This is a genomic window from Brevibacillus sp. 7WMA2 (assembly GCF_010748895.1).
Lineage (GTDB): Bacteria > Bacillota > Bacilli > Brevibacillales > Brevibacillaceae > Brevibacillus_B > Brevibacillus_B halotolerans.
The window spans coordinates 499,247-525,513 of sequence record NZ_CP048799.1 but is presented as its reverse complement, the minus strand read 5'-3'; the positions used below and the strand labels follow the sequence as shown (position 1 = coordinate 525,513).

Annotated in this window: 24 protein-coding genes and 1 other annotated feature; of the genes, 7 read left to right on the top strand and 17 right to left on the bottom strand. The window is 41.2% G+C overall.

The window, feature by feature from the left end; genetic code table 11:
• Window positions 1–123 precede the first annotated feature (123 nt).
• The gene (locus tag GOP56_RS02205; RefSeq protein WP_163244379.1) at window positions 124–882 is read left to right on the top strand and encodes a PIG-L deacetylase family protein; all 759 of its coding nucleotides are present in this window, start codon (window positions 124–126) and stop codon (window positions 880–882) included.
• Window positions 883–947: 65 nt separating this feature from the next.
• Here the strand turns inward: GOP56_RS02205 and GOP56_RS02200 are convergent, their stop codons facing one another.
• The 6 genes from GOP56_RS02200 to GOP56_RS02175 all read right to left on the bottom strand — a co-directional run bounded on the left by GOP56_RS02200 (window position 948) and on the right by GOP56_RS02175 (window position 7,256).
• On the bottom strand, window positions 948–1,538 hold the full coding sequence (locus GOP56_RS02200; RefSeq protein WP_003338497.1) for a genetic competence negative regulator: 591 nt from the start codon (window positions 1,536–1,538) through the stop codon (window positions 948–950).
• Between the two features lie 579 nt (window positions 1,539–2,117).
• Window positions 2,118–3,029: an NAD(P)/FAD-dependent oxidoreductase gene (locus tag GOP56_RS02195; RefSeq protein ID WP_068793144.1), complete on the bottom strand. Its 912-nt coding sequence runs from the start codon at window positions 3,027–3,029 to the stop codon at window positions 2,118–2,120.
• 66 nt (window positions 3,030–3,095) lie between these two features.
• Complete coding sequence (locus GOP56_RS02190) at window positions 3,096–3,929, bottom strand: LysM peptidoglycan-binding domain-containing protein (protein WP_163244378.1); 834 nt, start codon at window positions 3,927–3,929, stop codon at window positions 3,096–3,098.
• Window positions 3,930–3,949: 20 nt separating this feature from the next.
• Complete coding sequence (locus GOP56_RS02185) at window positions 3,950–4,540, bottom strand: CPBP family intramembrane glutamic endopeptidase (protein WP_163244377.1); 591 nt, start codon at window positions 4,538–4,540, stop codon at window positions 3,950–3,952.
• Window positions 4,537–6,159, bottom strand: coding sequence for a RecQ family ATP-dependent DNA helicase (locus GOP56_RS02180; protein ID WP_163244376.1), 1,623 nt, complete (start codon window positions 6,157–6,159; stop codon window positions 4,537–4,539). Before GOP56_RS02180 ends, GOP56_RS02185 begins: the two co-directional genes overlap by 4 nt.
• The gene (locus GOP56_RS02175; protein ID WP_163244375.1) at window positions 6,144–7,256 is read right to left on the bottom strand and encodes a YpbB family protein; all 1,113 of its coding nucleotides are present in this window, start codon (window positions 7,254–7,256) and stop codon (window positions 6,144–6,146) included. Before GOP56_RS02175 ends, GOP56_RS02180 begins: the two co-directional genes overlap by 16 nt.
• 104 nt (window positions 7,257–7,360) lie before the next feature.
• Here GOP56_RS02175 and GOP56_RS02170 point away from each other — a divergent pair, with 104 nt between their 5' ends.
• The 6 genes from GOP56_RS02170 to GOP56_RS02145 all read left to right on the top strand — a co-directional run bounded on the left by GOP56_RS02170 (window position 7,361) and on the right by GOP56_RS02145 (window position 13,833).
• Window positions 7,361–8,287, top strand: a complete 927-nt coding sequence (locus GOP56_RS02170; RefSeq protein ID WP_163244374.1) for a hypothetical protein — start codon at window positions 7,361–7,363, stop codon at window positions 8,285–8,287.
• A gap of 114 nt (window positions 8,288–8,401) precedes the next feature.
• Complete coding sequence (locus GOP56_RS02165; protein WP_003338489.1) at window positions 8,402–8,611, top strand: ferredoxin; 210 nt, start codon at window positions 8,402–8,404, stop codon at window positions 8,609–8,611.
• A gap of 431 nt (window positions 8,612–9,042) precedes the next feature.
• Window positions 9,043–9,282, top strand: a binding site (T-box leader).
• A gap of 110 nt (window positions 9,283–9,392) precedes the next feature.
• Window positions 9,393–10,547, top strand: a complete 1,155-nt coding sequence (locus GOP56_RS02160; RefSeq protein WP_163244373.1) for a pyridoxal-phosphate-dependent aminotransferase family protein — start codon at window positions 9,393–9,395, stop codon at window positions 10,545–10,547.
• The gene (gene serA / locus GOP56_RS02155) at window positions 10,540–12,129 is read left to right on the top strand and encodes a phosphoglycerate dehydrogenase (protein WP_163244372.1); all 1,590 of its coding nucleotides are present in this window, start codon (window positions 10,540–10,542) and stop codon (window positions 12,127–12,129) included. The genes GOP56_RS02160 and serA overlap by 8 nt, the downstream gene beginning before the upstream one ends.
• Window positions 12,130–12,258: 129 nt before the next feature.
• The gene (locus GOP56_RS02150) at window positions 12,259–13,539 is read left to right on the top strand and encodes an ArsB/NhaD family transporter (protein ID WP_163244371.1); all 1,281 of its coding nucleotides are present in this window, start codon (window positions 12,259–12,261) and stop codon (window positions 13,537–13,539) included.
• A 15-nt stretch (window positions 13,540–13,554) separates the two neighbouring features.
• Window positions 13,555–13,833 carry a hypothetical protein gene (locus GOP56_RS02145; protein ID WP_068793137.1) on the top strand — a complete coding sequence of 93 codons (279 nt, stop codon included), beginning with the start codon at window positions 13,555–13,557 and terminating at the stop codon, window positions 13,831–13,833.
• Window positions 13,834–13,976: 143 nt separating this feature from the next.
• On the opposite strand, the gene GOP56_RS02140 is transcribed toward GOP56_RS02145, so the two are convergent.
• From GOP56_RS02140 to GOP56_RS02090, 11 genes are all read right to left on the bottom strand, one after another.
• Window positions 13,977–15,242: an MFS transporter gene (locus GOP56_RS02140; protein ID WP_163244370.1), complete on the bottom strand. Its 1,266-nt coding sequence runs from the start codon at window positions 15,240–15,242 to the stop codon at window positions 13,977–13,979.
• Window positions 15,243–15,450: 208 nt separating this feature from the next.
• Complete coding sequence (locus tag GOP56_RS02135; protein ID WP_163244369.1) at window positions 15,451–16,587, bottom strand: HAD family hydrolase; 1,137 nt, start codon at window positions 16,585–16,587, stop codon at window positions 15,451–15,453.
• Between the two features lie 42 nt (window positions 16,588–16,629).
• Window positions 16,630–18,408, bottom strand: coding sequence for an ATP-binding protein (locus GOP56_RS02130; protein ID WP_163244368.1), 1,779 nt, complete (start codon window positions 18,406–18,408; stop codon window positions 16,630–16,632).
• Window positions 18,409–19,122, bottom strand: coding sequence for a response regulator transcription factor (locus GOP56_RS02125; protein ID WP_003338479.1), 714 nt, complete (start codon window positions 19,120–19,122; stop codon window positions 18,409–18,411).
• Window positions 19,123–19,265: 143 nt separating this feature from the next.
• Window positions 19,266–20,492: a c-type cytochrome biogenesis protein CcsB gene (ccsB, locus tag GOP56_RS02120; RefSeq protein ID WP_163244367.1), complete on the bottom strand. Its 1,227-nt coding sequence runs from the start codon at window positions 20,490–20,492 to the stop codon at window positions 19,266–19,268.
• An 18-nt stretch (window positions 20,493–20,510) separates the two neighbouring features.
• Window positions 20,511–22,172 (bottom strand): cytochrome c biogenesis protein ResB, encoded by a 1,662-nt coding sequence (locus tag GOP56_RS02115; RefSeq protein ID WP_163244366.1) that lies wholly within the window; start codon window positions 22,170–22,172, stop codon window positions 20,511–20,513.
• Between the two features lie 21 nt (window positions 22,173–22,193).
• Entirely contained in the window at window positions 22,194–22,727 is a 534-nt protein-coding gene (resA, locus tag GOP56_RS02110; protein ID WP_003338476.1) for a thiol-disulfide oxidoreductase ResA, read from the bottom strand.
• Between the two features lie 122 nt (window positions 22,728–22,849).
• Complete coding sequence (locus GOP56_RS02105; RefSeq protein ID WP_022583912.1) at window positions 22,850–23,602, bottom strand: pseudouridine synthase; 753 nt, start codon at window positions 23,600–23,602, stop codon at window positions 22,850–22,852.
• 309 nt (window positions 23,603–23,911) lie between these two features.
• Window positions 23,912–24,445 (bottom strand): spore maturation protein, encoded by a 534-nt coding sequence (locus tag GOP56_RS02100; protein ID WP_003338473.1) that lies wholly within the window; start codon window positions 24,443–24,445, stop codon window positions 23,912–23,914.
• A 14-nt stretch (window positions 24,446–24,459) separates the two neighbouring features.
• Complete coding sequence (locus GOP56_RS02095) at window positions 24,460–25,050, bottom strand: nucleoside recognition domain-containing protein (RefSeq protein ID WP_022583913.1); 591 nt, start codon at window positions 25,048–25,050, stop codon at window positions 24,460–24,462.
• Window positions 25,043–26,215: a D-alanyl-D-alanine carboxypeptidase family protein gene (locus GOP56_RS02090; RefSeq protein ID WP_022583914.1), complete on the bottom strand. Its 1,173-nt coding sequence runs from the start codon at window positions 26,213–26,215 to the stop codon at window positions 25,043–25,045. Before GOP56_RS02090 ends, GOP56_RS02095 begins: the two co-directional genes overlap by 8 nt.
• Window positions 26,216–26,267 lie beyond the last annotated feature (52 nt).

The window sequence follows — 26,267 nt, the reverse complement described above, 5'->3', positions numbered from 1 at the left end:
AAGCATACTCCTCTTTTACTAAAATGAAAAGGGTTACTTGCTCTGAAATGTGCTTTCTTTTGTATTCGATTGGGAGAACCTATGTCATAATAACAAATAGAAAAGGCTATTAGGAGTGTGAATTTGTTGACAACACAAAAAGGAATTCTACTAATATATGCACATCCAGACGACGAGACATTTGCCTCCGGTGCCACGATTGCATTCTATAAGGACCAAGCGAATGTACGTCAAACTCTTCTGTGTGCTACGAGAGGTCAGGCAGGTAAAGCAGGGACACCACCACTATGCACACCAGAGGAGCTACCCGCCTATAGAGAAGCCGAATTACGCCATGCCTGTGACATCTTAGGTGTAGATCGGGTTGCGGTATTAGATTATCAGGATAAACTGGTAGACAATTCTCCCATACAAGAGCTTGCTGCCCATATAAAAGCAATGATTGATGAGGAGCAACCACAAATTTTAATTACGTTTGCTCCGCATGGGATATCGGGTCATCCTGATCATATCGCGATGTCGAAGGCTACTCAGTATGTTGTGGATCACCTGCTGGACGATTCTTCAAGCGTTCGTAAGCTATATCATGCAACCATCCCGTTAACAGCTCCCTTTACGAGTAAAAACGGGACACCTACCAATGGCGATTCATTGGAGGATATTACAACTGTCATCGATCAAAAGCCCTACAGAGAGCAGATAGCGAAAGCCTTACTAGCACATAAAACCCAGCATTTATCTGTCGAGCGAGTCTTTCCAGGTATAACCTCTCATGATTATAAAAACGTACCAACCACTAATTATTATCTATTGGCATGGCATAACTTGCCCAACTATCAGCCTACAGAAAAAGAAACCGACTTATTTGCCGGTATCCAATAAAAAATGACAGCATAAAAAAGAAGGACACCTTATAACTTACGCACATAGGTGTCCTTCTCTTCTTATTAACGAAAATATCGAGCGATTTCTTTAACAGCGTCATCAGGCATGATCGACTTTCCGTATTCTTCTAACACATATACAGTAATAGGATTTGCCTCACCATATTCCGATAAAATCGCAATGAGATGCTGGTAACGCTCTTGTTCTAGCTCTACATCCTCTAAAACAAGGTAGTATTTATCCTGATAAGAATATAAGCTACCTCCGTATGTTAAAAAGGCATTAATTCTGTGAGCTACCTCTACGACATGTTCAAAATCGCGGAAAGCATATATGATTAAGTCACTCTCTTCTAAAGTAACTTCCATTTCGTATACATCATCTTCTTCATCTTTTTCAGCAGTGATTCCTGTTTTGCCACGAGTGACAATGACTACCATTCCTTGGGCAGGTAAAGCAAAGACTTCTACAGCAACTGGACCAGATATTTCAAATCCAAGCTCATCATAAGCCTGCTCCATCATATCATTAAACAGCTCATGAACTTTAGGAATGTCACGCCACATGTCTTCCTTTTCAATACCTCGCTCCGTAAGATCGTCAAAGGTTAAAAAAATTCTTATCTTGTCTTGGCCAAGGCGTTCAACTCGCATGACTGTCCCTCCTCACCATCCAGTCCTATTACAACGTATGTTAAGAAGCCTGTAATAGTTCCGTACATACATCTATAAATAGAATAACCTGGCGTACAAAAATATCTATTTCATTCTTACTAGACAAACTCCCTTTAAGCTATAATCCTGCTGTAAATATAATTCATCCATTCTTGTATAATACCACATTGTGAGACAAGAACATAGATATTGAAGTTTTTCCTACTACTCTCTTTCCGACATAAATCGTCAATCTAGTGGAAAACCAAGGTATTATTGTAAGAAATTTTACTTTCTCAGGAAAGAAAAACATCTAGGCCAGGCTCAATTATATACCTTATACGTAATATTCTAGCAGTTCGTTTCATGTAAAAAGAATATACCCAACTGATATGTATTTATACAACTCATTGATCCTGTTCAATATGATCTCATAATCCACAATATGCATGGAAAAAAAAAATGACGTTACTGCTTCCAGAAAACTTATGAGCTTTTTCCCGACGCCTGTTCATCATCGTTTCTCATCAAGTGCGGAAGATTATAACGTCATATCATAAGCCCATCTTATGGCGATCTTTATTCTTGTGCCAGCTCCAATAATCGCTTGTGTATCCAAATAGCAGCCTGAGAGCCGTCTCCCATTGAGATCGTAACCTGTTGAGAGTGAGCATTGACGTCTCCAGCTGCCCAGATATTGCGATGATTCGTTTCCTTGGTTCGTGGATCTACCTGAACATGTCCTTGGGGTAAAAGTTGAATTTGAAAAGCTTGTAGTAGGTCTGAATTAACATGTGCTCCGGCAAAAGCTAAAAAACCTCGTTCTACTGAAATTGCTTCACCAGAGCGTAAATTTATTGATGACAAATAACCATTCTGCTGTTCTATAGAGACGATCTCACCCTCTCTATAATAGTTCCCCCATTCATTAGCCCTGATTTGATCCTCCTTATCCAGCGATGTTAGCGAATGATTAATAACCATGATATCTTGTGTGTAGTATTTTAATTCCTGTGCCATTTGCAAGGCTTGCTTGCCCGAACCAATTACGACTGTACGCTTTTGCTGTACTTCATAGCCATCACAATCGGGGCAAATGTAAATGGATTCCCCTAGGCATTCCACCAACCCTGGAATCTCTGGCAAAGGGTCAGTAATTCCCGTGGCAATTAGTAAAGTCTTTGCCATAAAGGTTTCCTTATGTTCTCTTGTGGTCACACAGAAAATATGCTCCTGATTCTGCTCACAAAATGTTGCTTCATCTTGAATAAATGCGGCTCCAAAACGCTTGGCCATTATTTCTCCCTGCGTTCTCAGTTCCATTCCACTGACACCCTCTGGATAACCCAAAATGTTTCGGTATTTACGGGCTAAGGTCGATCTCCCCGATTTTTTATCAATAACTAAAACCTTATGTAAGCTTCGCGAGAGCTGAATTGCTGCTTGTAAACCAGCAATTCCGCCTCCAATCACGATGGTGTCGTAAATCATGAGTCCCTCCTAACGGTTTCTCTATCTAGAGTAACCATTTTAGGCGATTAACATGATTATCTTTCACTAATCTACAGGAATGTAAAGTGTTTTTCCCTCTATTAATGGGGCTTCTGTATTAAGACCATTAAAAGTTGCGATTCGTTTTACTCCATTATTATTTCCATAGTAAGCACGGGAAATCTTATGTAAATTATCTCCTCTTTTAACTTTATACAATTTACTTTTTATTTTTTTTGCAGGTTTTTCCTCACTTACCGTTGTTTCAGGCTTGTTTGAAGCTGGAACTGAAGTTGGGCTAGTTTTCTGCTCAGCGGTAGTTTTATTAGTAGTTGGGGCCGAGGTACTAGTAGGTTTAACGGTAGATTTAGCCGTAGAGGCAACGGTAGCCTCTGTACCTAAACCACCTTTATCCCCTTCCTGCCCAAGGACTGCATTATTCGCTGGTTTCTTATCCTCTAAATGTGGCTGCGGGTTCATTTCAGGCTTTGCAGCATTTGCCGGATCTGTACCCTCCCTATTTAGAGGTTCAGATCCTGTAACGGAAACTCCTGTTCCTGAAGCAATCTCATCTGTCCGCGTCTGGTGCCCACTAAAAATGAACGCCGGTTGTGTCGAATTCATCTCCTTCCAGATGAATAAAACACCTGCCACGACTACTGCTCCTGCTAACGGAACAATGATTTTCCATCCACCTCCACTAGCGAGTGTAGACGAGGCCTTTACTTGCTCCTTAGATCCTTCGTTATCACTCTTTGCTGCTTGTTTTTCTTCGCTTATGCGAGTTGCTTGCTTTTTTTGTGCTTGTTTTTTATTTTTGATCCTCGTTTTTCTAGGAGGTAAGCCAAGCAGGGTATCCTGCTGCTCTGCTATTTGCTTGTCTCCATCTCTACCTTCCATCTTATTTCCTCCCCTTCGTGTTACATATCTTCCTGTGAATGTATCGAGCTTGCCTTATATTTTAAAAATAAAGCAAGGACGAAATTGATAGTAGCATGAACAAACATAACTGTGATCAGACTATTGGTCCAGGTAAAAAGTATGCCTAGTAAATAGCTTGTTAGAAACACCATTCCAATGAGAATAGGTTTTTGTAAATATCGAAAATGAATCGCTGTGAAGAGTATACTTGTCCACACATTACCTATCAACTCATGAATTACACCGCGAAAAAGCCATTCCTCACTAATCCCTACAGCTACACAGAGTAAAAACGTAGTAGGAATCGAAAGAGAACGAAAAATCCGTTCATTCATTCCACCATCATCTATCCAGCTTGGCGGAACTGTTTTTTCTATAATAATATTACTAGCCACAACAAGGACGATCAAAAGAACTGCATAGCCAAGATAAGAAGGGTGCATCGTTAATAGAAGCTGCCAAAATTCTGTTTTCGTATAAAGAAACCATGACCCTAGTAGGGCAATCAAAAGAACGATACCTTGTGTGAGCCACAGATTGAGTAACAGCGTACGGTCATCTAACTGATCTAGCTCATTTTTTCTATTCACAACGAAGCGGAACCTCCTTCGTTTGGCGATTTACGGGGCAACAATCGTTCCAGGGCTTCCGGAAGATTCCAGACTGCTTCACGAGTAATCCGTTCCTGCTTTGCAGACTCATGATAAAGCTCTCTGTTGATTCCGCAGGTTCTACAGCATGACTCTGGTTTGTCTATCATCCTCTCCCCAAAATAAGCTAGCAACGCTTCGCGCAAACAACCAGAGGTCTGAATCCACTCCTGCATAGTCCCTAATTTCGCAAATTTAGAACGCTTTACTAGCTGTATTCGTTGCTTCATCGTACCATGGATGAGCTTGGGGTCATGTGGTTGAATCCAGTAGGTATACCCGTTTTTTCCTAGTTGAACACTATGAACCGCTCCTGCTTCCTGTGCATAGTAAAATAAGAGCCTTGTTACATTCTCGCCAATGCCAATAGCTGCAAAAAGTTCCTCATGTGTGATTTTTTGCTCATACCCCTCTCTGGTGAGAACGTGGGAATCAGCTCGGTAAACTGAGGTACGTAGCAGTCCTAGAAAGGCAACTAATTCTTCGTCTGTTGGATATTCGTTTTGGAAAAGACGGTGGTGAATATGCACATCCTCTTCCTGTACATACAAACAAGCATATCCAGGTTGTTGGTCACGTCCAATCCGTCCAACCTCTTGTGTATAAGCTTCTATGCTTGCAGGAAGATGATAGTGAATAACAAAGCGGATATCTGGCTTATCAATTCCCATTCCAAAAGCGTTCGTAGCAATAATCACGTCTAATTGATTTGCAATAAATTGCTCTTGAATCAAAATCCGCTCCATCGGGTTCATTCCACCATGAAAGCCGCTTACCCGCTGAATCCCGCCTTGCTGGCACAGCACTACGAGTTGTTCTACTGCTTGCCTTGTACTGCAGTATACGATGCCCGGCTTTTGGCACTCACGTAATTGAGCAAGCAATCGTGTGTTTTTGTCTGCCTCATCGCTGGCCGGATATAGATCATAGGCAATGTTAGAACGATTCACACTTAAGCGGATTTGATTATCTACAGCAATGTCAAACAGATCAGCAATTTCTTGCGCCACGTTATGTGTAGCAGTGGCCGTCACAGCTAGCACAGGAGGTTCTCCCAGTGCTTTAATCAAAGACGGCAATTTTAAATAATCTGTACGAAAGTCATGGCCCCACTGCGATATGCAATGAGCCTCGTCAATCGCTACCAAGGACACACCTCTTTTTTGGAGGAGCCGGATAATAGAAGGTTGTTGCAATTTTTCTGGGGAAATATAGACAAGTTTGTATTTCCCCGCTTCCAGCTCATCTATGACCAAGCGAATTTCATCACGATCCAAGGAACTATTTATGTAGGTCGCTAGCCGATGTCCGTTTTTTAACAACTGCTGAACCTGATCGACCATTAAGGAAATTAGCGGGGATACTACAAGTGTGATACCAGGTAGCACATATGCCGGCACCTGATACGTAAGTGATTTCCCACCACCTGTAGACATGATACCAAGCACATTTTCCCCTTTTAAGATTCGACTAATAATCTCCTCTTGTCCAGTGCGAAACGCGGCATGACCAAAGTACCGTTGTAAGATAAGACGAATGTTTTTCATATTTGTTTCCATGCTGACGCTCCTCTAATGGCCAAAGCCAATCGGATTTGCAAATAACTATAATCATGGCCCAATTCATCCTTTAACAGTCGCAGTCGCTTTGTCTGTAGGCGATCGCTTGCTTCATGTACGAATTGAATCTGCTGATCGCTCACAAAACGACCATACTTACAAGGCAGCCCCTTTAAAGCAGCTTCAATCAGATGATCCTCTACGGTATTTAATTTAATCGTACGCCTAGAAGCAATCTCCTCAAGCGTCATATCTTTTTGAAGCATGTTATATGTTTCCCAAGCACTTATACTGATTGGCGGCTTTTGTGCTGGTTGAAGCAGGCATAGTTTTTGTAATAAGGGGAATCGGCCTGATTTGTTCTCCTTTACCTCAGAATAAAAGCTACTCCAAATCGACAACAGCTTTACCTCCGTAAGTAGAAATGATTCACGAAATTGGTAGGCAATTTGCCGAGCTGTGAGGCCTACCTGTGAAGCTCCCGTCCACTGCAAAAAAAACTGCTGCTGTAGCGTAGGCTCAAGCATATCCATAAACAGATAGAGCTCGTCTACCAATCCATTAAGCCATGCCGCTCGCTCATCCGGCTCTGCCAGCAGTTGCTTGATTCTACGTTGAATCTCTTTGTTTTGCACAATCGGTGAAAAGTGAGAGTTGTCATGTAGTAGCTGTGATATAGTTTGAACCATGAGCAAAGCTTGTAAGCGAAATAACATTGCCTGCTCTGTTATCGACATCCCATTAATTCCAGATAACCACCGCTCCAATTGATAGGTTTTATTTTGTTCACAAAGTTGTTGATTCCCCAAATGAGTTAGCTCAAAGCTTGATATACCATCCTTTTGCACTGTATTAGTATTTGAGACCCACTTTTTTTCCATGAGGTTTTGGATGATTTGCTCCCACAGCCCTCTTGAAATCCAAGGGAAGAGCCGATAATAGGAGTGGAGGTTAAAATTATTCACATCCTGCCATACTTGATTAGCTTTACGTCCTTTTACCATGTAGTAGAGAGATTGAGGAGTACGTTCCCCTTGCAACACAGCTAGACCTTTCAATACGAGAGCTTCAAAAAATCGGAAATCTTGTTCCTCCATGGATCAAAGTTTCTCCTTCACGTTTGATTAATTTATTTATTTTATCATGAAAGCAGTGACAAAAATTGATTGTACTGTTTTTGCTTTAGACGGAGGGATTACCTATGACAAAGCGTTTGTCCAAGCACGAGTATATTGTTACATACATGATTATTTTATCATTAACATGTTTGGTTGTCGGATTTTTTTGGGGAGCAAACGTAGTTCAATCTAAAATGGATGAGCAACTAACTCAGCTCCAGCAATTAACGCACCAAACACATAATCAGGAAAAACTCATTCGTGAAAAGAAACTATACCCCGAGCAAGATTTCACCCATTATTACTACAGCTTTTATGAACCACTCAGCACTTTTCAAACCGACTATTTTTATTATGTAGCCAACTTACAGGGAAAAACATTGGAAGAACAAAAAGGAGTTCATAGCCAACTCAAACAAGTCGTACAGACTAAAATCGAACAGCTAGAAAAAGTATATATCAGTGAACGTTCTCCTTTGTTGGTTGCGTCTAGAAATCAATTTCTTGGAAGCCTACATACCTTACATAATAGTTTAACGAAAGCCATGGCAGATACGAAAGGCAGTCACTACTCCTCCGAAGACATCGCAGCCCTGCGTCATGCCAAAGACTTTCAATCAGAATATTTACAAGCTCAAACAAAATTTTATCATGCAATTGCTATGTGGGAACAAATCTATGTACTACAACACCCTATCGGTGATGTCGATATTACCTCGCTGACATTTGCAGCATGGGATACACTACCTTTTCATTATCGCAATTACATATCTGCACGATATATGGAGAATATTAGAAGCATACCTCAATTCTTCCCTCAGGATTTGACGGCTTCTATCGATGCGCGTATAAAAAATAAAGAGACAGTGAAATTAGGCTGGCAAAACATCCCGTTTGGTGTTAATGTATTGATTGCAAGCAATGGGGTACATGCTGGAGATTTTGTACAATTAAACAAAAAGATCTACCCTGCTCTCTCCTTGCCTGAAGTGCCGATTTATCATAAATAAATCGTGTTCTAGGTACATATTTGGACGCGATTCATTCTTGTAATCGGCATAAAGTAATTATACAATAATTGTGTAAGCTGGACGTACTATCAAGGGGCAGGAGGTGAAACCATAATGACTACATGGGTAGATAAAGATACCTGTATTGCGTGTGGGGCCTGTGGCGCCACAGCTCCTGATGTATTTGATTACGACGATGAAGGTTTGGCGTTCAACACGATTGACGACAATACAAACACTGCTGAGATCCCTGAGATCCTGCACGATGATGTTCGTGATGCAGCAGACGGTTGCCCAACTGACTCTATTAAAATCGACGGATAATCGATTGCAATCAAATAAGGAAGACCAAAACCACTTACTCTGCTTTAGCAGTGTGAGTGGTTTTTCTTCTGTCCAAACCTTGTTTTATCTCAATAAAAATTTACTTTTTTTAAGCAAACCTTGCTTGCTAAAATCCGAATATTTATCTATAACATTCTCATTTTTAACTCTATCATCCTCGGTTGAACAATCTCTCATTTTTTATTACTTTCTACCATTTGTCTCTCGTTTTCTACTCATTACTCGTTTTTTCTTCATCTCACAAAAACCGTACATTCACCTGTTTTTACAACACAATTATGTATATACTTCACTTATTTACGAACAACAGCGACAGTACATAAAATCAATGTTCTTTCTTTTTCAATTTTTCTTCTTGACGCTACTGTTGTACGGTGATAAAGTAAGTTCTAACTTTAACAGCTACATACAAAACAACTTTGACGAAGAGATGCTTTTACAGGAAATCCTCAGAGAGCCGGTGGGTGCTGCGAACCGGTGATTCCTTTAAGAGATGAGCACTTCCGAGTTGGCAAACCAAGCCCGCTTGCGGTCGTAGGTTTGAACGGATGATCCGTTATCTCTCAGGTCTTGTTACCTGGTAAGGTTCTTTTTTGCGAAAAGAAGAACAAATGAGGGTGGTACCGCGAATATAACTTCTCGCCCCTCACTACATCATGTGATTTGTAGTGGGGAGGCTGAGAAGTTTTTTTATATGCTCAAAAGACAAAATGTCTACAAGTAAGGAAGCCATAGAGATATATTTAGGAGGATGAGAATCATGTTTAAAGAGAAAATCACATTACGTATACCTGGCCCTACCCCAATCCCACCTCGTGTGCAGCAAGCAATGAACCGTCCCATGATCGGTCATCGCAGTGGTCAATTTTCTCAAATGCTTTCTGACGTAGCTGAGAAAATAAAACCGGCTTTCGGTACCACTCAGCAAGTGTATGTCATTGCCGGAAGCGGTACAAGCGCTTTGGAAATGAGCGTAGTTAATACTTTGCAAGCCGGGGATGAAGCAATCGTCACGATTAGCGGAGCTTTTGGCGAACGATTCGCAAAAATCTGCGAACGGTATCAAATCAAAGTTCACCGTTTAGAGGTTGCTTGGGGAGAAGCAATTACGCCTGAACTCTTGCAAGATTTTCTCGTACAGCATCCGATGGCAAAAGCTGTATTTGCTACCTATTGTGAAACATCCTCTGGTGTGTTAAATCCAATACCTGAATTATCGAGGGTCGTCAAAAAGCATAGCAACGCTTTATTTATTGTTGATGCGGTTAGTTGCTTAGGAGCTGTGCCTTGCGAAATGGATGAATGGGGTCTGGATATTGTTGTAACAGGTTCACAAAAAGCCTTTATGCTGCCTACTGGACTTGCTTTTATTGCCGTTAGCCAACAGGCATGGAAACGTATTGAACAAATCACTCCTCAAGCCTTCTATCTTGATCTTAAGGCATATCGAAAAAGTATGGCAGATCAGACAACGCCTTATACCCCTGCCGTATCCCTTGTGTTTGGATTAGAGGAAGTAGTAGCAATGCTCGATGAAGAAGGTCTTCCTCAGGTATTCGCTCGCCATGAGCTTATGAAAAATATGACACGAGCTGCCATGAGAGCATTAGGATTACCGTTAATGACAGAGGATGAATACGCCTCTCCTACTGTTACATCCGTAGATCCTGGCGATTTATTTGATGCTGAGGAGCTACGTAAAATATTGCGCACCAAATATAATGTGGTCATTGCTGGTGGACAGCAGCATTTAAAAGGAAGAATTTTCCGGATTGGTCATATGGGCTATTGTGATCCGCAGGACGTATTGACTGTCATTTCACTCATTGAAGTCTCTTTGCAGCAGATTGGTTACGAAATAACATTAGGTGCCGGTGTACGTGCGGCTCAGGAGGTATTGATTCAGCATGGATAGATTTCGCGTATTAATAAGTGATCCCTTAAGTGAACAAGGTATTCAGCAACTGCTAGACGCTCAGGATGTGATCGTTGAACAAAAAACAGCTCTATCTCCTGATGAGTTACTTGAAATCATTGAACAATATGATGCTTTATTGGTTCGGAGTCAAACACAGGTGACTGCTGAAGTAATACATGCAGCGAAGAAACTAAAGGTAATTGGTCGTGCCGGTGTTGGTGTCGACAATATTGATATTAATACAGCCACGGCAGCAGGTATTGTAGTTATCAATGCTCCAGATGGTAATACCATTTCCACGGCTGAGCACTCCTTTGCAATGCTTATGGCTGTCGCTCGCAACATTCCTCAGGCACATAAAAAATTGGTTGATGGAGCATGGGACCGTAAAAGCTTTCAGGGTGTAGAGCTTCACAATAAAACCTTAGGAATTATTGGAATGGGCCGAATTGGTTCTGAAGTAGCGAAGCGAGCAAAAGCCTTTCAGATGAACGTAATTGGTTACGATCCTTATTTGACAGACGAACGCGCTCAAAAGCTTGGTGTAACAAACGGCACTGTAGATGATATTGTTACACAGGCGGACTTTATCACCGTGCATACTCCATTAATGAAAGAGACCAAGCATCTGTTAAATGCCAAGCAGTTCGCTAAAATGAAACCAACCACTCGGGTGATTAATTGTGCGCGTGGCGGAATCATTGATGAAAAGGCTTTGTTGCATGCATTAGATAATGGATTAATTGCTGCAGCCGCACTTGATGTATATGAAGAAGAGCCACCGGTTAATAATCCATTGATAGGTCATCCACGAGTTGTTACAACTCCTCACCTAGGGGCATCTACTGTGGAAGCCCAAGAAAATGTTGCGATTGATGTATCTGAAGAGTTACTCAAGGCATTACGTAATCAAACTTTCAAAAATGCAGTAAATTTACCTACTGTAGACGCTCATCTAATGGAACGAGTACAGCCTTTCTTCTCCCTATCTGAAAAATTGGGACAATTCTTAGCTCAACTAACAATCGGTGCATTACAAGAAGTGAAAATTACGTATAGCGGCGAATTATCTGAGATGAGCACCTCTCCATTAACTCGCACGATTTTAAAAGGCTTATTAGCATATCGACTAGGTGCCGAAGTTAACTACATTAATGCACCCTACCTAGCAAAAATGCGGGATATCTCTGTAACGGAAGAAAAGTCAACAATATCCCGTGGTTTTACCAATTTAATTACTGTGACACTTCGCTCCAATCTAGAGACAAGAACGATTGCTGGTACGCGCTTAAATGGCTTTGGTGATCGAATTGTCAAAATTGATCAATCCACCATTGATGTACAGCCTCAAGGCTACCTCCTATACGTTCAGCACCATGACCGCCCAGGTGTTATTGGATATGTTGGCAGCGTGCTTGGACAAAATGGTGTCAATATTGCCACCATGCAGGTCGGTCGCAAGGATGTAGGCGGAGATGCCATTATGATGCTAACCGTTGATAAACCGCTTAGCACTGAACTCTTGGATGAACTAGGTCAATCCCTTGAAATCTCTAGCGTAACGCAAATTGAGTTATAACAATATAAGAATCTAGGTAAAGTATAGATGAACCTGTAAACAGCCAAACTGGTAGAGATTCTGCCTTTTTGGCTGTTTTCTCCCAAAATATATTTTAGGTATATACAATAAAGCTAGGAGGAAATCAGAATGGGCAGCCAGGCCTATCTTGCGCTTACGTTCTTTCTTTTCACGTACGCATGTATCATCAGTGAGAAAATTCATCGAACCATTATTGCAATGGTTGGTGCTGTCCTGCTGGTTATAACAGGCATCGTCAGCCAGGAGCATGCGCTTCATTACATTGACTTTAATACGCTTGGGCTGTTGATTGGCATGATGATCTTAGTGGCAATCACTTCTCAAACTGGCCTTTTTAAGTATATGGCCATTAAAGCTGCTAAATTAGCGAAGGGCAGACCCGCCGCGATTCTTATCTATCTTAGCTTGATTACAGCGGTGGCTTCTGCTTTTTTAGACAACGTAACCACTGTCTTGCTGATTGTGCCCATTACTTTTAGTATCGCTCATTCCCTTAGAGTAAACCCCATTCCCTATCTGATAAGTGAAATATTAGCCGCTAATATTGGAGGCACCGCAACATTAATTGGTGACCCGCCCAATATTATGATAGGTAGTGCTGTCCCCAAGCTAGACTTCATGGCTTTTCTAACAAATCTGGCTCCGATCGTCATCCTCATTATGCTCGTAACACTTACTTTATTGTATTTCATTTTTCGTAAGCAATTAGTGACAACACCAGACCTGCAAGACAAAATTATGGAACTAAATGAAAAAGAAGAACTGACCGATATCCGTTTACTAGTAAAATCCCTTATTGTGCTAGGTCTGACCATTACAGGCTTTGTTATTCATAATCTACTAGGATTGGAAACGGCTACTATCGCTTTAACAGGTGCATTTTTCTTATTATTGATAACGGGAGAAAATTATTTAGAGGATGCCTTGTTACAGATAGAATGGACAACCCTGTTTTTCTTTGTAGGCCTCTTTATTTTGGTTGGTGGATTAGTAGAAACAGGAGTAATTGATTTACTGGCGAAGAGAGTCATGTCACTAACAGGTGGAGAGGCTATGAGCTCAGCTTTTCTTATTCTTTGGTTAAGTGCGATAGCATCAGCCTTCGTCGATAATATTCCATTTGTAGCGACGATGATACCCTTGATTAAAGGCTTGGGCCATTTGGGTATAGAAAATATAGAACCTCTTTGGTGGAGTTTATCACTTGGAGCTTGTCTAGGTGGAAATGGAACAGTAATCGGCGCTAGTGCTAACGTCATTGTGATTGGATTGGCCATGAAGGATGGTTATCGCATTAGCTTTCTAGGCTTCATGAAGATCGCTTTCCCACTCATGCTTCTTTCCATCTTGATGTCTAATCTTTATCTGTATTTGGTTTATTTCATGTAAAAAGGAGGAAAAATCATGGTTGCGTATACGTTTAATGAAACAGCCATCCACATTGAAGAAACACCTAACGAGAAGGATGTTACCTTCCGTGTAGAAATAAAATCAGAGGCAATGCGGGATCGTATCAAAGAATTGCGTACCTATCTAAACAACGATAAAGATTATACAGACGCATTATTTTATACCGATCAGCAAGGAGTCTTTGAAATTATCGTTCGAAATGATTACTATTTGAAATTTTTAACGGAAGCCTTCCGTTTTCATTGTCTAGAATCGCTACGTTGGAACGAATAATAGAAGTGAAAAAATCGTACTCCGTAGTAAAAAGCCAAGTGCTTAGGAAGATACACCTATTGCCTTGGCTTTTTTGCAATTTATCAACCAAACCAATATGAACACTTGGTTTTTAAGCTAGGTATCTGATATTTCTCTGCTCGTTACGTTTTTGCTTTACGCTTTCTGGCTATCATACTTGACTCAGAACTACTATCTTCTTTCTTTGTGGTCCCTGTTTTTGCTGGTTTAATAGCAAACAAGGAAAGAATTACGGCCACTAAACAGATTCCCGCTACCATCAGAAATAATACACGATGCGAAAATGCAATCAAATAGGCAAATAAAGGCGGCCCTATGGCAACTCCAACAAACCGTGCACTATTGTACAATGCTGTAATGGTTCCTCTCTCTGTTTTTTCAAAGCGTTCCGTCAACAGAGCATCTAAACTTGGAAGTGTCGCTCCTATCCCTGCCCCACCGGCACATAAAAGAATCAGGAACAGATATATGCTCGGCTGGCTAAGGCTAATCCAAACCATACTGACAAAAAGGACCAACATTCCCGAAGTGGACAACCATTTCATTAACAGCTTATTTTCACCAATTACCTTCCCTGTCACATAGGATACGAAACACAGGGAAGCTAATGGTATGGCTAGCACAAGCCCTTTTTTTATGCCTTCCCACTTATACTGATCCTCTAGCACCGACGATAAATGAAAAAGCACGCCAAATAATACAAGCATGGAGATACATCCGATCGCAAATACCGCATACAGCCAACGCCCCTCTGCATGAAAAATAGCCCGAATGGACTTTTTATATTCTCCGAAGCTTTTTGGTTTTTGTTTCTCTCTTGGCGCTTTCACAAAACAGGCTACTAATAAAAGAGAAAGTAGGCAAAAGACAGGGGTTGCAAAAAAAGGTAAAAACCAGATCAACGAAGCCAACCAAGCACCTAATACGGGAGATAATACTTTACCAAAGGTATTGGATGTTTCAATGATACCTAGACCAGTGCTAACCTCCTTGTCATTTCGGTACATGTCCCCAATTAGTGGCATAACAATAGGAAACGCTCCAGCTGCTCCTACACCCTGTAAGGTACGACCGACTAGAATCATCATATAAGGATTAGCCATTTTCCACGCAACCCAGCCTGAAAGAAGTCCTCCTAAGCCAGCAATCAACAAACTCGGTATGATTATTGTTTTTCTCCCCATACGATCTGATAAAAAACCGGCTAGCGGTATAAGTAGAATGGCTACCACAGAATACGTAGTAATAAGCATACTTGACTGCAAAGAGGAAATCCCAAGTTTCTTTTCCATTATGGTCAAAACCGGAATAAGCATAGAATTACCCAGTGTCATAACTAGAGGAATTGATGCTACAGAAATAAGGTCCCAAGTTTTTTTATCTTCCATATTGATTAGCCAATGACCTTTCCAAAAGTAAAAATGGAGATGATGGGCATGTGGGTTTCCTCCCTAAGCACATACTTTTTTTTACTATTCCTCTTATTTGTTTCGTTATTAGAGGAAAATGTCTCCAATTTATCGTCTATGATAAAAAGAAAAAAGCATATGAATACAACCGTGGTTGCTCACATGCTCTTTCTCAATCCAATTTCGATTAAAACTCGATTGTTGCAATCTCGCTTACATCACGCAAAATAAATTCTGCATTTGCTTTTTCAAATTTCTCCCGTGCTTCCTCTCCTGTTAGCCCTGTTAAAGTAGCTGCAAACTGACAACCAATTGATCTAGCTGCCATTAAGTCAGCAACAGAATCTCCAACAACTAGCAAATTCTTACGTTCTTCCTCTGTTAGCTGGCAGGAAAGCGCGGCGGAAACACCTTTTCCTCTAGTCAAGTAACCTTGAAAGTAACAGTATGGATGAGGCTTAGAGAGCGGGGCGGTTTCTGGGAATTGCTGTTCAGCTTCCAATACATGCGAGGCTGTTACAATACAATCCGGGTCAAAAAACTCTAAAATACCAAGCTCTTTTAGTGGAACATACGTTTCGATTGAAGGACGTCCTGTACCTACTCCTAAACGATACCCACGATCACGTAAGCCTTGTAGCACTTCTCTCATAACGGCTGGTTCAATGATCGGAATTTCGTCTGACAAAAATCCTCTTTTCCCTTCCTGATAAGCCGCTCTGTCTATGGAATCAGCAATCAGTCCGTCGCCCAAATACCATTCTTGGAATGTCTCCTGACATAGCTCCCACAGCGTGCTAGTACGCGCAAAAATGTTCGTGGTTATTCCACATTTTTCATAAGCAATTTGGTTGAGATAGAGTAGCATTTCACTCTTCTCTACATTCCCTTTTGCAAAATCCGAAACAAAAGCCGCATAGTCAGGTGCAAAGGAAAGTTTTGCTTCTTTCAGCAAAGCTTGAATTTTTTTAATCTCTGCTCGCCCAATCTGATTCGTTAACAGCTCACGAACTTCTTCTTGCTTCGTTTCTTGTAATTTTGCAACAAGGCAAATAAGATGATACGCAACAACTAAGTACACCATATCCCAGTTAGAGTTAATACCTTGAGCTTTCAGAAAGGTCAGCACTTGGTCATTTGCAAAAATCTCGGTTCGGACACGTCTAATCACCTTTTCCTCAGGTGTCGGTGTGAAATCCTGTCCTTCTATTCCGATATATTTTTCGCTAAATAGCATTTCCCAAATGGTCAGAGAAGAGGCGTCAAAATATCTCTCTTCGCTTAAAAATACACCATCCACATCAAATAAAATCGTTTTGTTCATCCCCAAAAAACACTCCATTCTCTCATCCATCTTACTCTCTATCTATGTGATGACTGGTATTGTAATGGTAAAGGTTGTTCCTTCCTTCATCTTACTTTGGACAGAAATTTTTCCGTTATGGGCTGCTACGATATTTTTTGCAATTGCTAAACCTAATCCAGTTCCAGCTCGACCACGCGTTCGAGCTTTATCTGCTTTGTAAAAACGCTCAAAAACAAATGGCAAATCCTCTTGCGGAATTCCACTGCCTGTGTCGATTACCTCAATGGTTATTTTTCCTGCATCCTCATTCTTTATACGAACAGTAATAAGTCCACCGTCAGGAATATGACGAATAGCATTGTCAATTAAATTAGTCAGTACCTGCTCCATTTTGTCCGGATCAATGGAAATCGCGTCATAATCCGTTTGCCTATCAAGCTGGATTTCGATATTACGTTCTGCCGCTCTGTTGGCAAATTTGCGTAACACACGTTCGAAGTAAGGAAGAAGCTCTGTTACTTCTTCATGGAGCTCCACATGCCCTGCTTCCATACGAGCCAAGCTTAGTAATTCATTTACTAGCTTCGTCATCCTAACTGATTCATCATAAATGATTTTAGCTAGCTCCTTATGTTCCTCTGGAGTGGAAGCAATGCCATCTACAATGGCTTCACTGTAGCCCTGTAGCATAGACAGAGGTGTTCTTAATTCATGCGAAATATTTGCAACAAAGTCTTGGCGTAATTTGTCCAGTTTCCGCTCTTTAGTCATGTCCCGCAGTACAGCGACAGCCCCTCGAACTTGATTGTGATCGTATAGCGGTACCATCACAACAGACCAGAAACGCCCTTGTGCTTCAAAATCTTCCATTACTTCTTGTTCTGATAGCAACATTTTTTGATACAATTCCTGAATCGGTAAAGGACGCCCTTGATTTTCATACGCCCAGTCCCGAGTAAAATCTTCTGCCTGAGGATTTGTTAATACGACACGCCCTTTTTGATCCAGCATGATAACGCCATCAATCATACTACGTAAAACAGTTGCCATTTGCTCCTTCTCATGCGACAGAGCATTTACTACATTACGCAGTTTCAGTGTCATAACATTAAAGGCAGCAGCTAGCTCACCGATTTCATCCGTAGATCGAAGCGGTATTTCCGTATTAAATTCTCCTTCAGCGATGCGTTGAGCAGATTGCTTAATCTGACGCAATGGTGAGGTAATACGCGAAGATAGAAAGAACGCGAATACCGTTGTTAAAATAAATCCAATGACACCTACAACAAAAATAAGTTGTCTAATCTCGAGATAAGTACCATTCACTTCTTGGATGGCTTGATATAAAATAAGTGCCGATTTTTGTTTCCCATCAAAGGAAAAAGGAATAGCCATAGCCAGAAACTGCGTGTGTTCAAGACTGTCTGAAGCTTTATCTCCAAAAATCAAACGATTAGGGCCAACCTGCTTTCCTGCAAAAGCATCGTCTATAGGAAATCCCCCGCTGTTTAACAGCTTATCCAGCGTAAGGGACGGTTGCTTTTCATCCGTCGCTTCATGAGCAAGAACGCGTTTTTGCTCATCCACTACCAGTAGACCTGTATGGTATACTGTCAAGATTTTGGAAGCCATCTTCAGCATTTCTTTTTGATCACGCACAGTTTCCAGATCGGCAGCAACTTTTGTTCCAAGAAGAGCTAAATCAGCCGACTGCTTTTTCAGATAATAACTGCCAAAGGACTGAACTAGCAGGAGGCTGAAAATCGTAAGTACCACCGCGAATAACGCTATGATTGTCATCCAAAGCTTTCCGACAACACTTCGCAGTATATTATCCACTTATTTTGGCACCTCGAGTTTATACCCTACGCCCCAAACGGTTGAAATCATTTGAGCAGCGTCAGGAGATACTTTGTTTAGCTTTTCTCTCAGACGTTTGATATGCGTATCCACGGTCCGCAAATCCCCGAAAAAATCATAGTGCCAAACATCTTTTAGTAATTCTTCTCGCGTAAATACTTTATCTGGAGATAATGCTAAATAATGCAATAACTCATACTCTTTTGGAGTTAGATTTACCTCAACACCATTTGCGGTGACCTTATGAGCATCATGATCAATTGTTAACTCTGGAAAAACCAGAATGGAATGACTGGATACCGTATCTGTTTTTAAATAAGCAGTAGCAGAAGAACGACGCAAAATCGCTTTCACACGGAAAACAACCTCACGCGGACTAAACGGCTTTACTACATAATCATCTGCGCCAGCCTCGAAACCATTCACACGATTCGTTTCTTCTCCTTTAGCCGTCAACATGATGATTGGCGTCGCTTTTTGCTCACGAATTCTTGTACAAACTTCGATTCCATCCATACCAGGCAGCATCAGATCGAGCAAGATAATATCGTAATCTTGATTTAAAGCCTTATCCAAGGCTTCTTCTCCATGCTCTGCCTCATCAATATAGTAATTCTCTCTCTCCAAATACATCTTTAGAAGGCGACGGATTCTTTCTTCGTCGTCTACGATGAGGATTCTTTCTTTCTCCACCCAGATCACCTCTGCTACAACATTGAAATTAATTGTTAAAATGAGTACAACCTACTTATCTAAAATAGCCTATACATCTTGATAGTACAAGTAAAAAGCTGGCGTACAACCAGCTTTTTTAACTTGTTAGCAAATTTTTAGAGTTAAGCACCTGCATAAGAGTGCAAGCCTACGATCACCAAATTTACTACAACCAGTGTTACTAATATAATAACAAACCCTAGTACTGCCATCCAAGCAGATTTTTCTCCAATCCATCCCTTCGATAGACGAAGGTGCAAATAGACACTGTAAAACAGCCATACAATCAATGCCCATGTCTCTTTCGGGTCCCAGCCCCAGAAGCGACCCCATGCTTCATTTGCCCAGATCATGGCGAAAACAAGCGCTCCTAAAGTGAAAATGGGATATCCAATAGCAATGGCACGGTAGCTGATCTCATCAATGAGCTCTGGATCAATGTCTTCTAAAGCTGGTTGGATCGCTGCTGCAATCCGTTTACGTAAAATCAATCGAAGCAATCCATAAAACACAACTCCTGACAGCACAGACCAGATCATCGTATTAAATTTACGAGCCGCATCCTTCCCATGCATAAAGGTGGGCGCTTCAAATAATGGCTTGATTGGACCTTCTTTGATGATTTTATACTCTTGTGGTGCCACAATTGCCGGCAATTTATACTCAACCTGCTGCATATTTTTAACAATAGCCGGATTATTTTCGTCATAAACCGGAAATTCAAAGGATGTTCTTAGGCTTGGTGAGGAAAAGGATGCCGAGACAACAATAAATCCAACCATCATTAAAACAACACTAATGGAAAACTCTAGCCAAAAGGTACTTGCTGACTTTTTGATTTGTGGAATGGTGCGAATTAAGTACATGAGCCCCGCAGCAAAGCCAACCGCCAAAATTCCTTCCCCAAGTGCTGCAGTCGTTACATGAATCTTTAACCAGTAGCTTTGTAACGGTGGAATAAGTGGCGTGATCTCCTTAGGGAATACACTTGCATAAGCGAGCATAATAGCTGCTAGCGGCATTGCGAAGGCACCAAGTACGCCTAATTTGTAGATGTAATAAAGCAGTAAGAATGCGGCTACAATACATATTGACAAAAAGGAGATAAATTCAAACATATTACTGGTAGGAATACGTCCAGACACGATCCATCTTATGATAAACTGTCCCAAATGGCCTAAAAACCCGATTACAGTGATTCCCACGCCAATCTTTGCATATCGTGCCTGGTGCGCCTTTGCATCCCTGTTAGACCAACGTTTTCCCGTGATTGCTACTGCAAATACGATCGTAGCGATCAAATACAACACAAAGGCCATCAATAATAGATTGCTACTTACCTGTATCAATCGTGAGAACCCCTTTCTTTACGCTTTCTTCTTCGATTTTTGTTTATCTTGTTCAAGAATGAGTTCCAATGGTAACTCTAATTGTTTCACTAGGTTCTTAGCTTCTTGTTGTAAACCAAACCAGTTTTTATTGGTGTGACCGGCTAGATACAGCTCATTATTTGTAACATGGACCCAAATACGGCGATGTTGCCAATAGAAGCCCATGACTAATCCAATCATCGTAATAAAAGCCCCACTGTAGATTAACGGAATCATCGTATCTTTACGCACCAATAGGCCGCTTGAATCAATGATATCAGGCTTATGTACCTCTAAAATGAAGCGAGGCGATTTTGTATTTTCAATAAAACCACCAGCTACGTATGCTAATCGTTCACTTTCATTTGTTTTGGAATCAATAATTTCCAAGGCAACCATCGGATTATTTGGTAAAGTCGTTTTGGTCGTTGGTAATCCATCTTTGCCCAACTCAAAATCTGGGAAATAATCCATGACACGAACAACGTAATGATTGCCTACCTTTTGTTCCTTTTTCGGCTCATACAAATCAATTTTGAACGAACCTATTCTTTTTTCTTTTTCTTTGGCATCATATAAGTCAAAATTAAGAGCGCCCAGCATTTGTTCTCGGCGATCCAATTGATATAAAAGGATACCCTCGTAAGTCATTGGATGATTAACAGTAATCGATCCTCTCTTGACCTCCACCAATTTGGGCTTGGCTCCTGCTAGCCCATCATTTTCATTTTTGTATAAAACGGCATCAGTCTGGTAATTCTTCGCGATTACTTGCCCTTCTTGCAAAGGAAGATCTTCAGCAAATTCATCCTTTGTATAATATTCAGTCTTATAATCTAAATTCTCAATATAGAACTCTGTTCCCGGCACTTTTACGGTTTGCCCTTCACGCACCCAAATCGTTTCCTCTAAAAAGAATTGTGGGACGCCACGCAGTAAAACACCTAACAAGAAAATAATCAGTCCAATATGATTCACATAAGGACCCCATCTGCTAAACCTTGCTTTTTCTCCCAGTAGGGAATTACCTTCCCGGTAAACGCGATAGCCTTTTTTCTTATACCAGCCCTGGACTTGTTCAAGCTTCTCTTCAACGGAAAGTCCCTCAGGCAATACCGTATCAGCATGTAATTTCTGCCCTTTATAAAACGATAGGTGCTGATTCAAACGTGGTTTATTCAAAGCTTTGTACAGTGGAATTACCCGGTCTAAGCTACAAATAACCAATGATATTCCGATCATTACCAGTAAGCTAACAAACCACCAGGACCCATACATCTCATGAAAACCTAAGGCGTAATATACCTTGCCAAAAAAACCGTATGTTTGCTCGTAAAACAAAGCTTTGCTTGGTTCATCCAGCAACGGGACTGGTACGTATTCCAACTGCGGTAGGATCGTCCCAATTCCTGCCATTACTAAGGTAATGATTATTATGATGATTGCGATTTTTACAGACGAAAAGAAATTCCAGACTTTGTCCACCACCGTGGTGGAATAAGTCTGGGAACGACGCGCTGTTCCTTCATAACGCATATCAGGAAACGCTTTCTTTTCATCTAACTCTTTAACAGAATGCAAAAGAGGTATACCGCAGGATTCACACAAAAGCGTCCCCACCGGGTTGGTGTGTCCGCACTCACATTTTCTCTGATCCATGTTCGTGTCCTCGCTTACGGTTTAATTTGTCTTCACAGGTCTAATCTTTTCTAGCGCGGAATTTATTCTTTTTTCATCCATTTGTCCAATGATGATTTCTTGAACGATGCCATCCTGATCAATATAAAACGTACTAGGCATTTTTCCGATGTTATATGCTTTTGTTACTTCTTTTTGCTTATCCATCAAAATAGGAAACGTGGTATTTACCTGACGGACAAATTGCTCAGCAGATACCTCCGACTCTCCCACGTTGACCCCTACGATGACAATGTTTTGATCCTTATTGGCAAGCCATGCTTTTTCTAAGTCGGGCATTTCATTTCTACAGGGTTCACACCAAGAGCCCCAGAAATTAAGGATGACTCCCTTCCCTTTTAGATCAGCCAATGTCATCGTTTCACCCTCTAAGCTTTGCAAACTGAAATTAGGCGCTTTATCTCCTTTTTTAATTTCATTTGGCTTAGCAAAGCTTGTGTACAAAGCAAAAACGAGAGCAACTAACAAAACTCCCAAAATAGCAACTCGCATTGATGTTCTTTTTTGTTTATTCACATTTGTTCACCTGACTTTGTTCAGAATCATTCCAATTATTACTCATTCCTTCTTTATTATAGCTTGCCGCTATTTTAAACGAGTTGGATATTTTGAACAACTTTTGAACGATGTGCTATTTATCACAAACGTTTGTTCGGTTTCTTTTGAACTTTTTTTAACTCACTCCGCAATCGTTCTACTTCTTCCTTTTTTAATAACCGATATGTACCAAGGCCAAGATTGCCTAGCGTAAGAAAGCTAACCTGAATTCGTTGCAGGGTAATTACGGGATGTCCAATTGCTTGACACATTCTGCGCACTTGACGATTGCGGCCTTCATGAATGGTCAGCTCAATTAAGGTGCGATTTTTCTTGACATCTCGCTCCAAAATTCTAGCTTTTCCAGGAGAGGTCATTCCGTCCTCTAGTTTAATCCCCTTAGCTAGTCGAGAGACACTTTCCGATGTAGGCATCCCTTTGACCCAAGCCCGATATACCTTATCCATCTCAAATGACGGATGAGCCAAACGATTAGCCAATTCCCCGTCGTTTGTCATAATTAAGAGACCCGATGTATCAAAATCTAAACGGCCCACTGGATAGACCCTCTGTGGAATTTGTTTAACCAGATCACGAACGGTTTTACGTCCTTCAGGATCACTCATGCTTGTAATGACTCCTGTAGGTTTGTTAAGTAAGAGATATACATGTTCTTCTTGTGCAATGGACTTATTATCAACCAGAATTTGATCTACAGAGGCATTTACCTTGGTACCCAGCTCGGTTATCACTTGTCCGTTTACTTTTACTCTACCTTGCTTAATCAGTTCTTCACAGCTGCGACGCGAGGCGACACCCGCTTGTGCCAGCACCTTCTGCAAGCGTTCTTCCATATAGACCACCCCTCACACATTCTACCTATTTCCAGCAGGTTGGACAAGAGCACGGTTGACAAAGATTGCAAATTACTCGTACACGAGCAGTTTTTTTAGGAAAAAACACAATGAATCCCCCACTGCTAGTATGATTATTAGTCTTGTCATATGGGGTTAAAAAATATGTTGTTGGTTGTCTATAAAGATTGCACAGAACAAACCAATGAAAAAAGCTTGTATCACAGTTTACCAGCAACCACTGACACAAGCTTTAAAACATTCAGATAAAGATGAAGGCGCACGCTCATGCGAGAAGGAGTAGCCATTTTAGGAAAAAATATAGGAAACAACCACTAGAGAAGCAACTACACCAATCAAATCTGACCATAGGCCTACCTTTAATGCGTACAAGCCATTTTTGATCCCCACTGCCCCGAAGTACACGGTCAGCACATAAAAGGTTGTATCAGTGCTTCCCTGCATCGTAGAAGCAAGTCTACCAATCATTGAATCTGGTCCAAATTGCGCAATTAAATCCGTTGTGATAGCGAGTGACCCTGTACCGGACAAAGGACGCAGCAAAGCCAATGGGACAATTTCCGAGGGAATATGAAGAATGTGGAGGACAGGCTTCATCGCTTGGAGCAAAATATCTAATGCACCTGATTCTCGAAACAAAGTAATGGACACCATCATCGCTACTAAATGAGGTAATATTTTGATGGTTGTCACAAGTCCTCCTTTAGCTCCTTCTACAAATGTTTCATAGACTTGCACTCTTTTATACCATCCGTATGTTAAAACGAAAGAAATAAAGACTGGAATTGCCCAAAGCGAGAAGACATTGATCAGTGAGTACAAGCTAGCTCCCTCCTTTAACGGGACTTGCGCTTGTAGCGCAGACGATACACACGATCAAGCAGCAGGGCAAAAGCTGTTGCAATAAAGGAGGCGAGCAACGTTGTACCCACGATTTCAAACGCATTCGTTGAACCATATTGCAAGCGAATGGCAATCATCGTAGTAGGAATCAGTGTGATGCTGGCCGTATTGATGGCAAGTAAGGTGCACATAGCAGGGGTTGCGATATCTTTGTGGGGGTTTAATTTTTGTAGCTCCTCCATTGCTTTAATTCCCATAGGAGTAGCAGCATTTCCAAGCCCGAGGATGTTAGCGCTCATGTTAGAGAGAATGTAGCCAATGGCCGGATGTCCTTTCGGTATGTCGGGGAAAAGCTTTTGTACAATAGGTGATAACCAGATTGAGATTAGCTGTAAAAGTCCAGATTTTTCGGCAATTTTCATGATCCCCATCCAGAAGATGAGGACGCTGAGAAGACCAAAACAGACAGTAACGCCTGTTTTGGCACCTTCAAATATTGATTGACTTATCATTTCCATACGTCCGTTTACAGCTGCTACGATCACACTGACTATAATTAATAATAACCATATGATGTTAAGCATCAGGTAATCCTCCCTTCAGCAATTGGGAGACATGCTTCCAGATACCACTTGGTGTTTTGTTTTGAAAGGTATCCGTTACTTTCATTTTTCGTAGGGTAAGTGGTATTTTACCAATGGGATGTTGGCCTAAGTATATCTCAACAAACCCAACATGCTCATTTACATCATGTTGACCTACCTGTTTTTGAAACAGTTGAACCTTTTTACTCACATGCTGCTCTTCTTCAGCTTTAAGCGGGTATGTAAAGTCAGCTAATGAAACCAGCTCAACCTTTCCTTTGTCCTCCAATTTAATAGATTGAGGAGCATCACATTTTTCGCCCTTGTGAAGTAAAGAGCTTTCTTTGAACTGTTGAAAGCCATAATCGAGAAGATTAGCATGGTCATTCCAATCATCAGGTGCATTAAGCGTAATAACAGCAACTTGCCGTCCATCTCGGGTCGCTGATGATGCTAAGCAACGTTTGGCAAGCTTTGTATATCCCGTTTTGACACCATCTGCTCCGTCATAGAGATGGAGCATTTTATTTTTGTTTTGCAGCCTACGCTCCCATTTCTCGCCTTCCCAGGAAATACTTTTTACTTTCGTGGAAACAATCTGCTGAAACTGTGGATTTTGTAAGGCATAAGCAGATAATTTAGCCATGTCTACGGCAGTGGAATAGTGCTCCTTGCTACTGTCTAATCCGTGCGGGTTCATAAAATTACTTTGAGCCATGCCAATATACATAGCTTTTTCATTCATCATGGCGGCAAACCCTTCAATGGAGCCCCCTACCTGCAAAGCAATCGTGGCAGCGGCATCGTTACCAGAACGAAGCATCAAGCCGTATAGCAATTCTTCTAGGGTCAGCTTCTCCCCTCTTTTTAAATAAATGGAGGAGCCTTCCACTCCTACGGCTTTGTCTGGTACCGTAACCACCTTTTTTATATCGGTTGCTTCTATTGCCACTATGGCTGTTAATGTCTTCGTCAAGCTGGCAATTCTCATTTTCTTGTTTCCATTTTTCTGGTACAGAATACGTCCTGATTTAACATCAATTACAGCTGCTGCTTCCGCCGAAACCTTAGGTGCTAGCGATGCCCATGCACGAGGTTGTGGGCCTAAATAGCTAACGCACAAAAGAAAAACGACGAGTACGCCGATTATTCGTTGGTATCTCATAGTGTCCTCCTCATGCTTGGTTTACAATGGGTTTGTACCAAGTATATGGAGA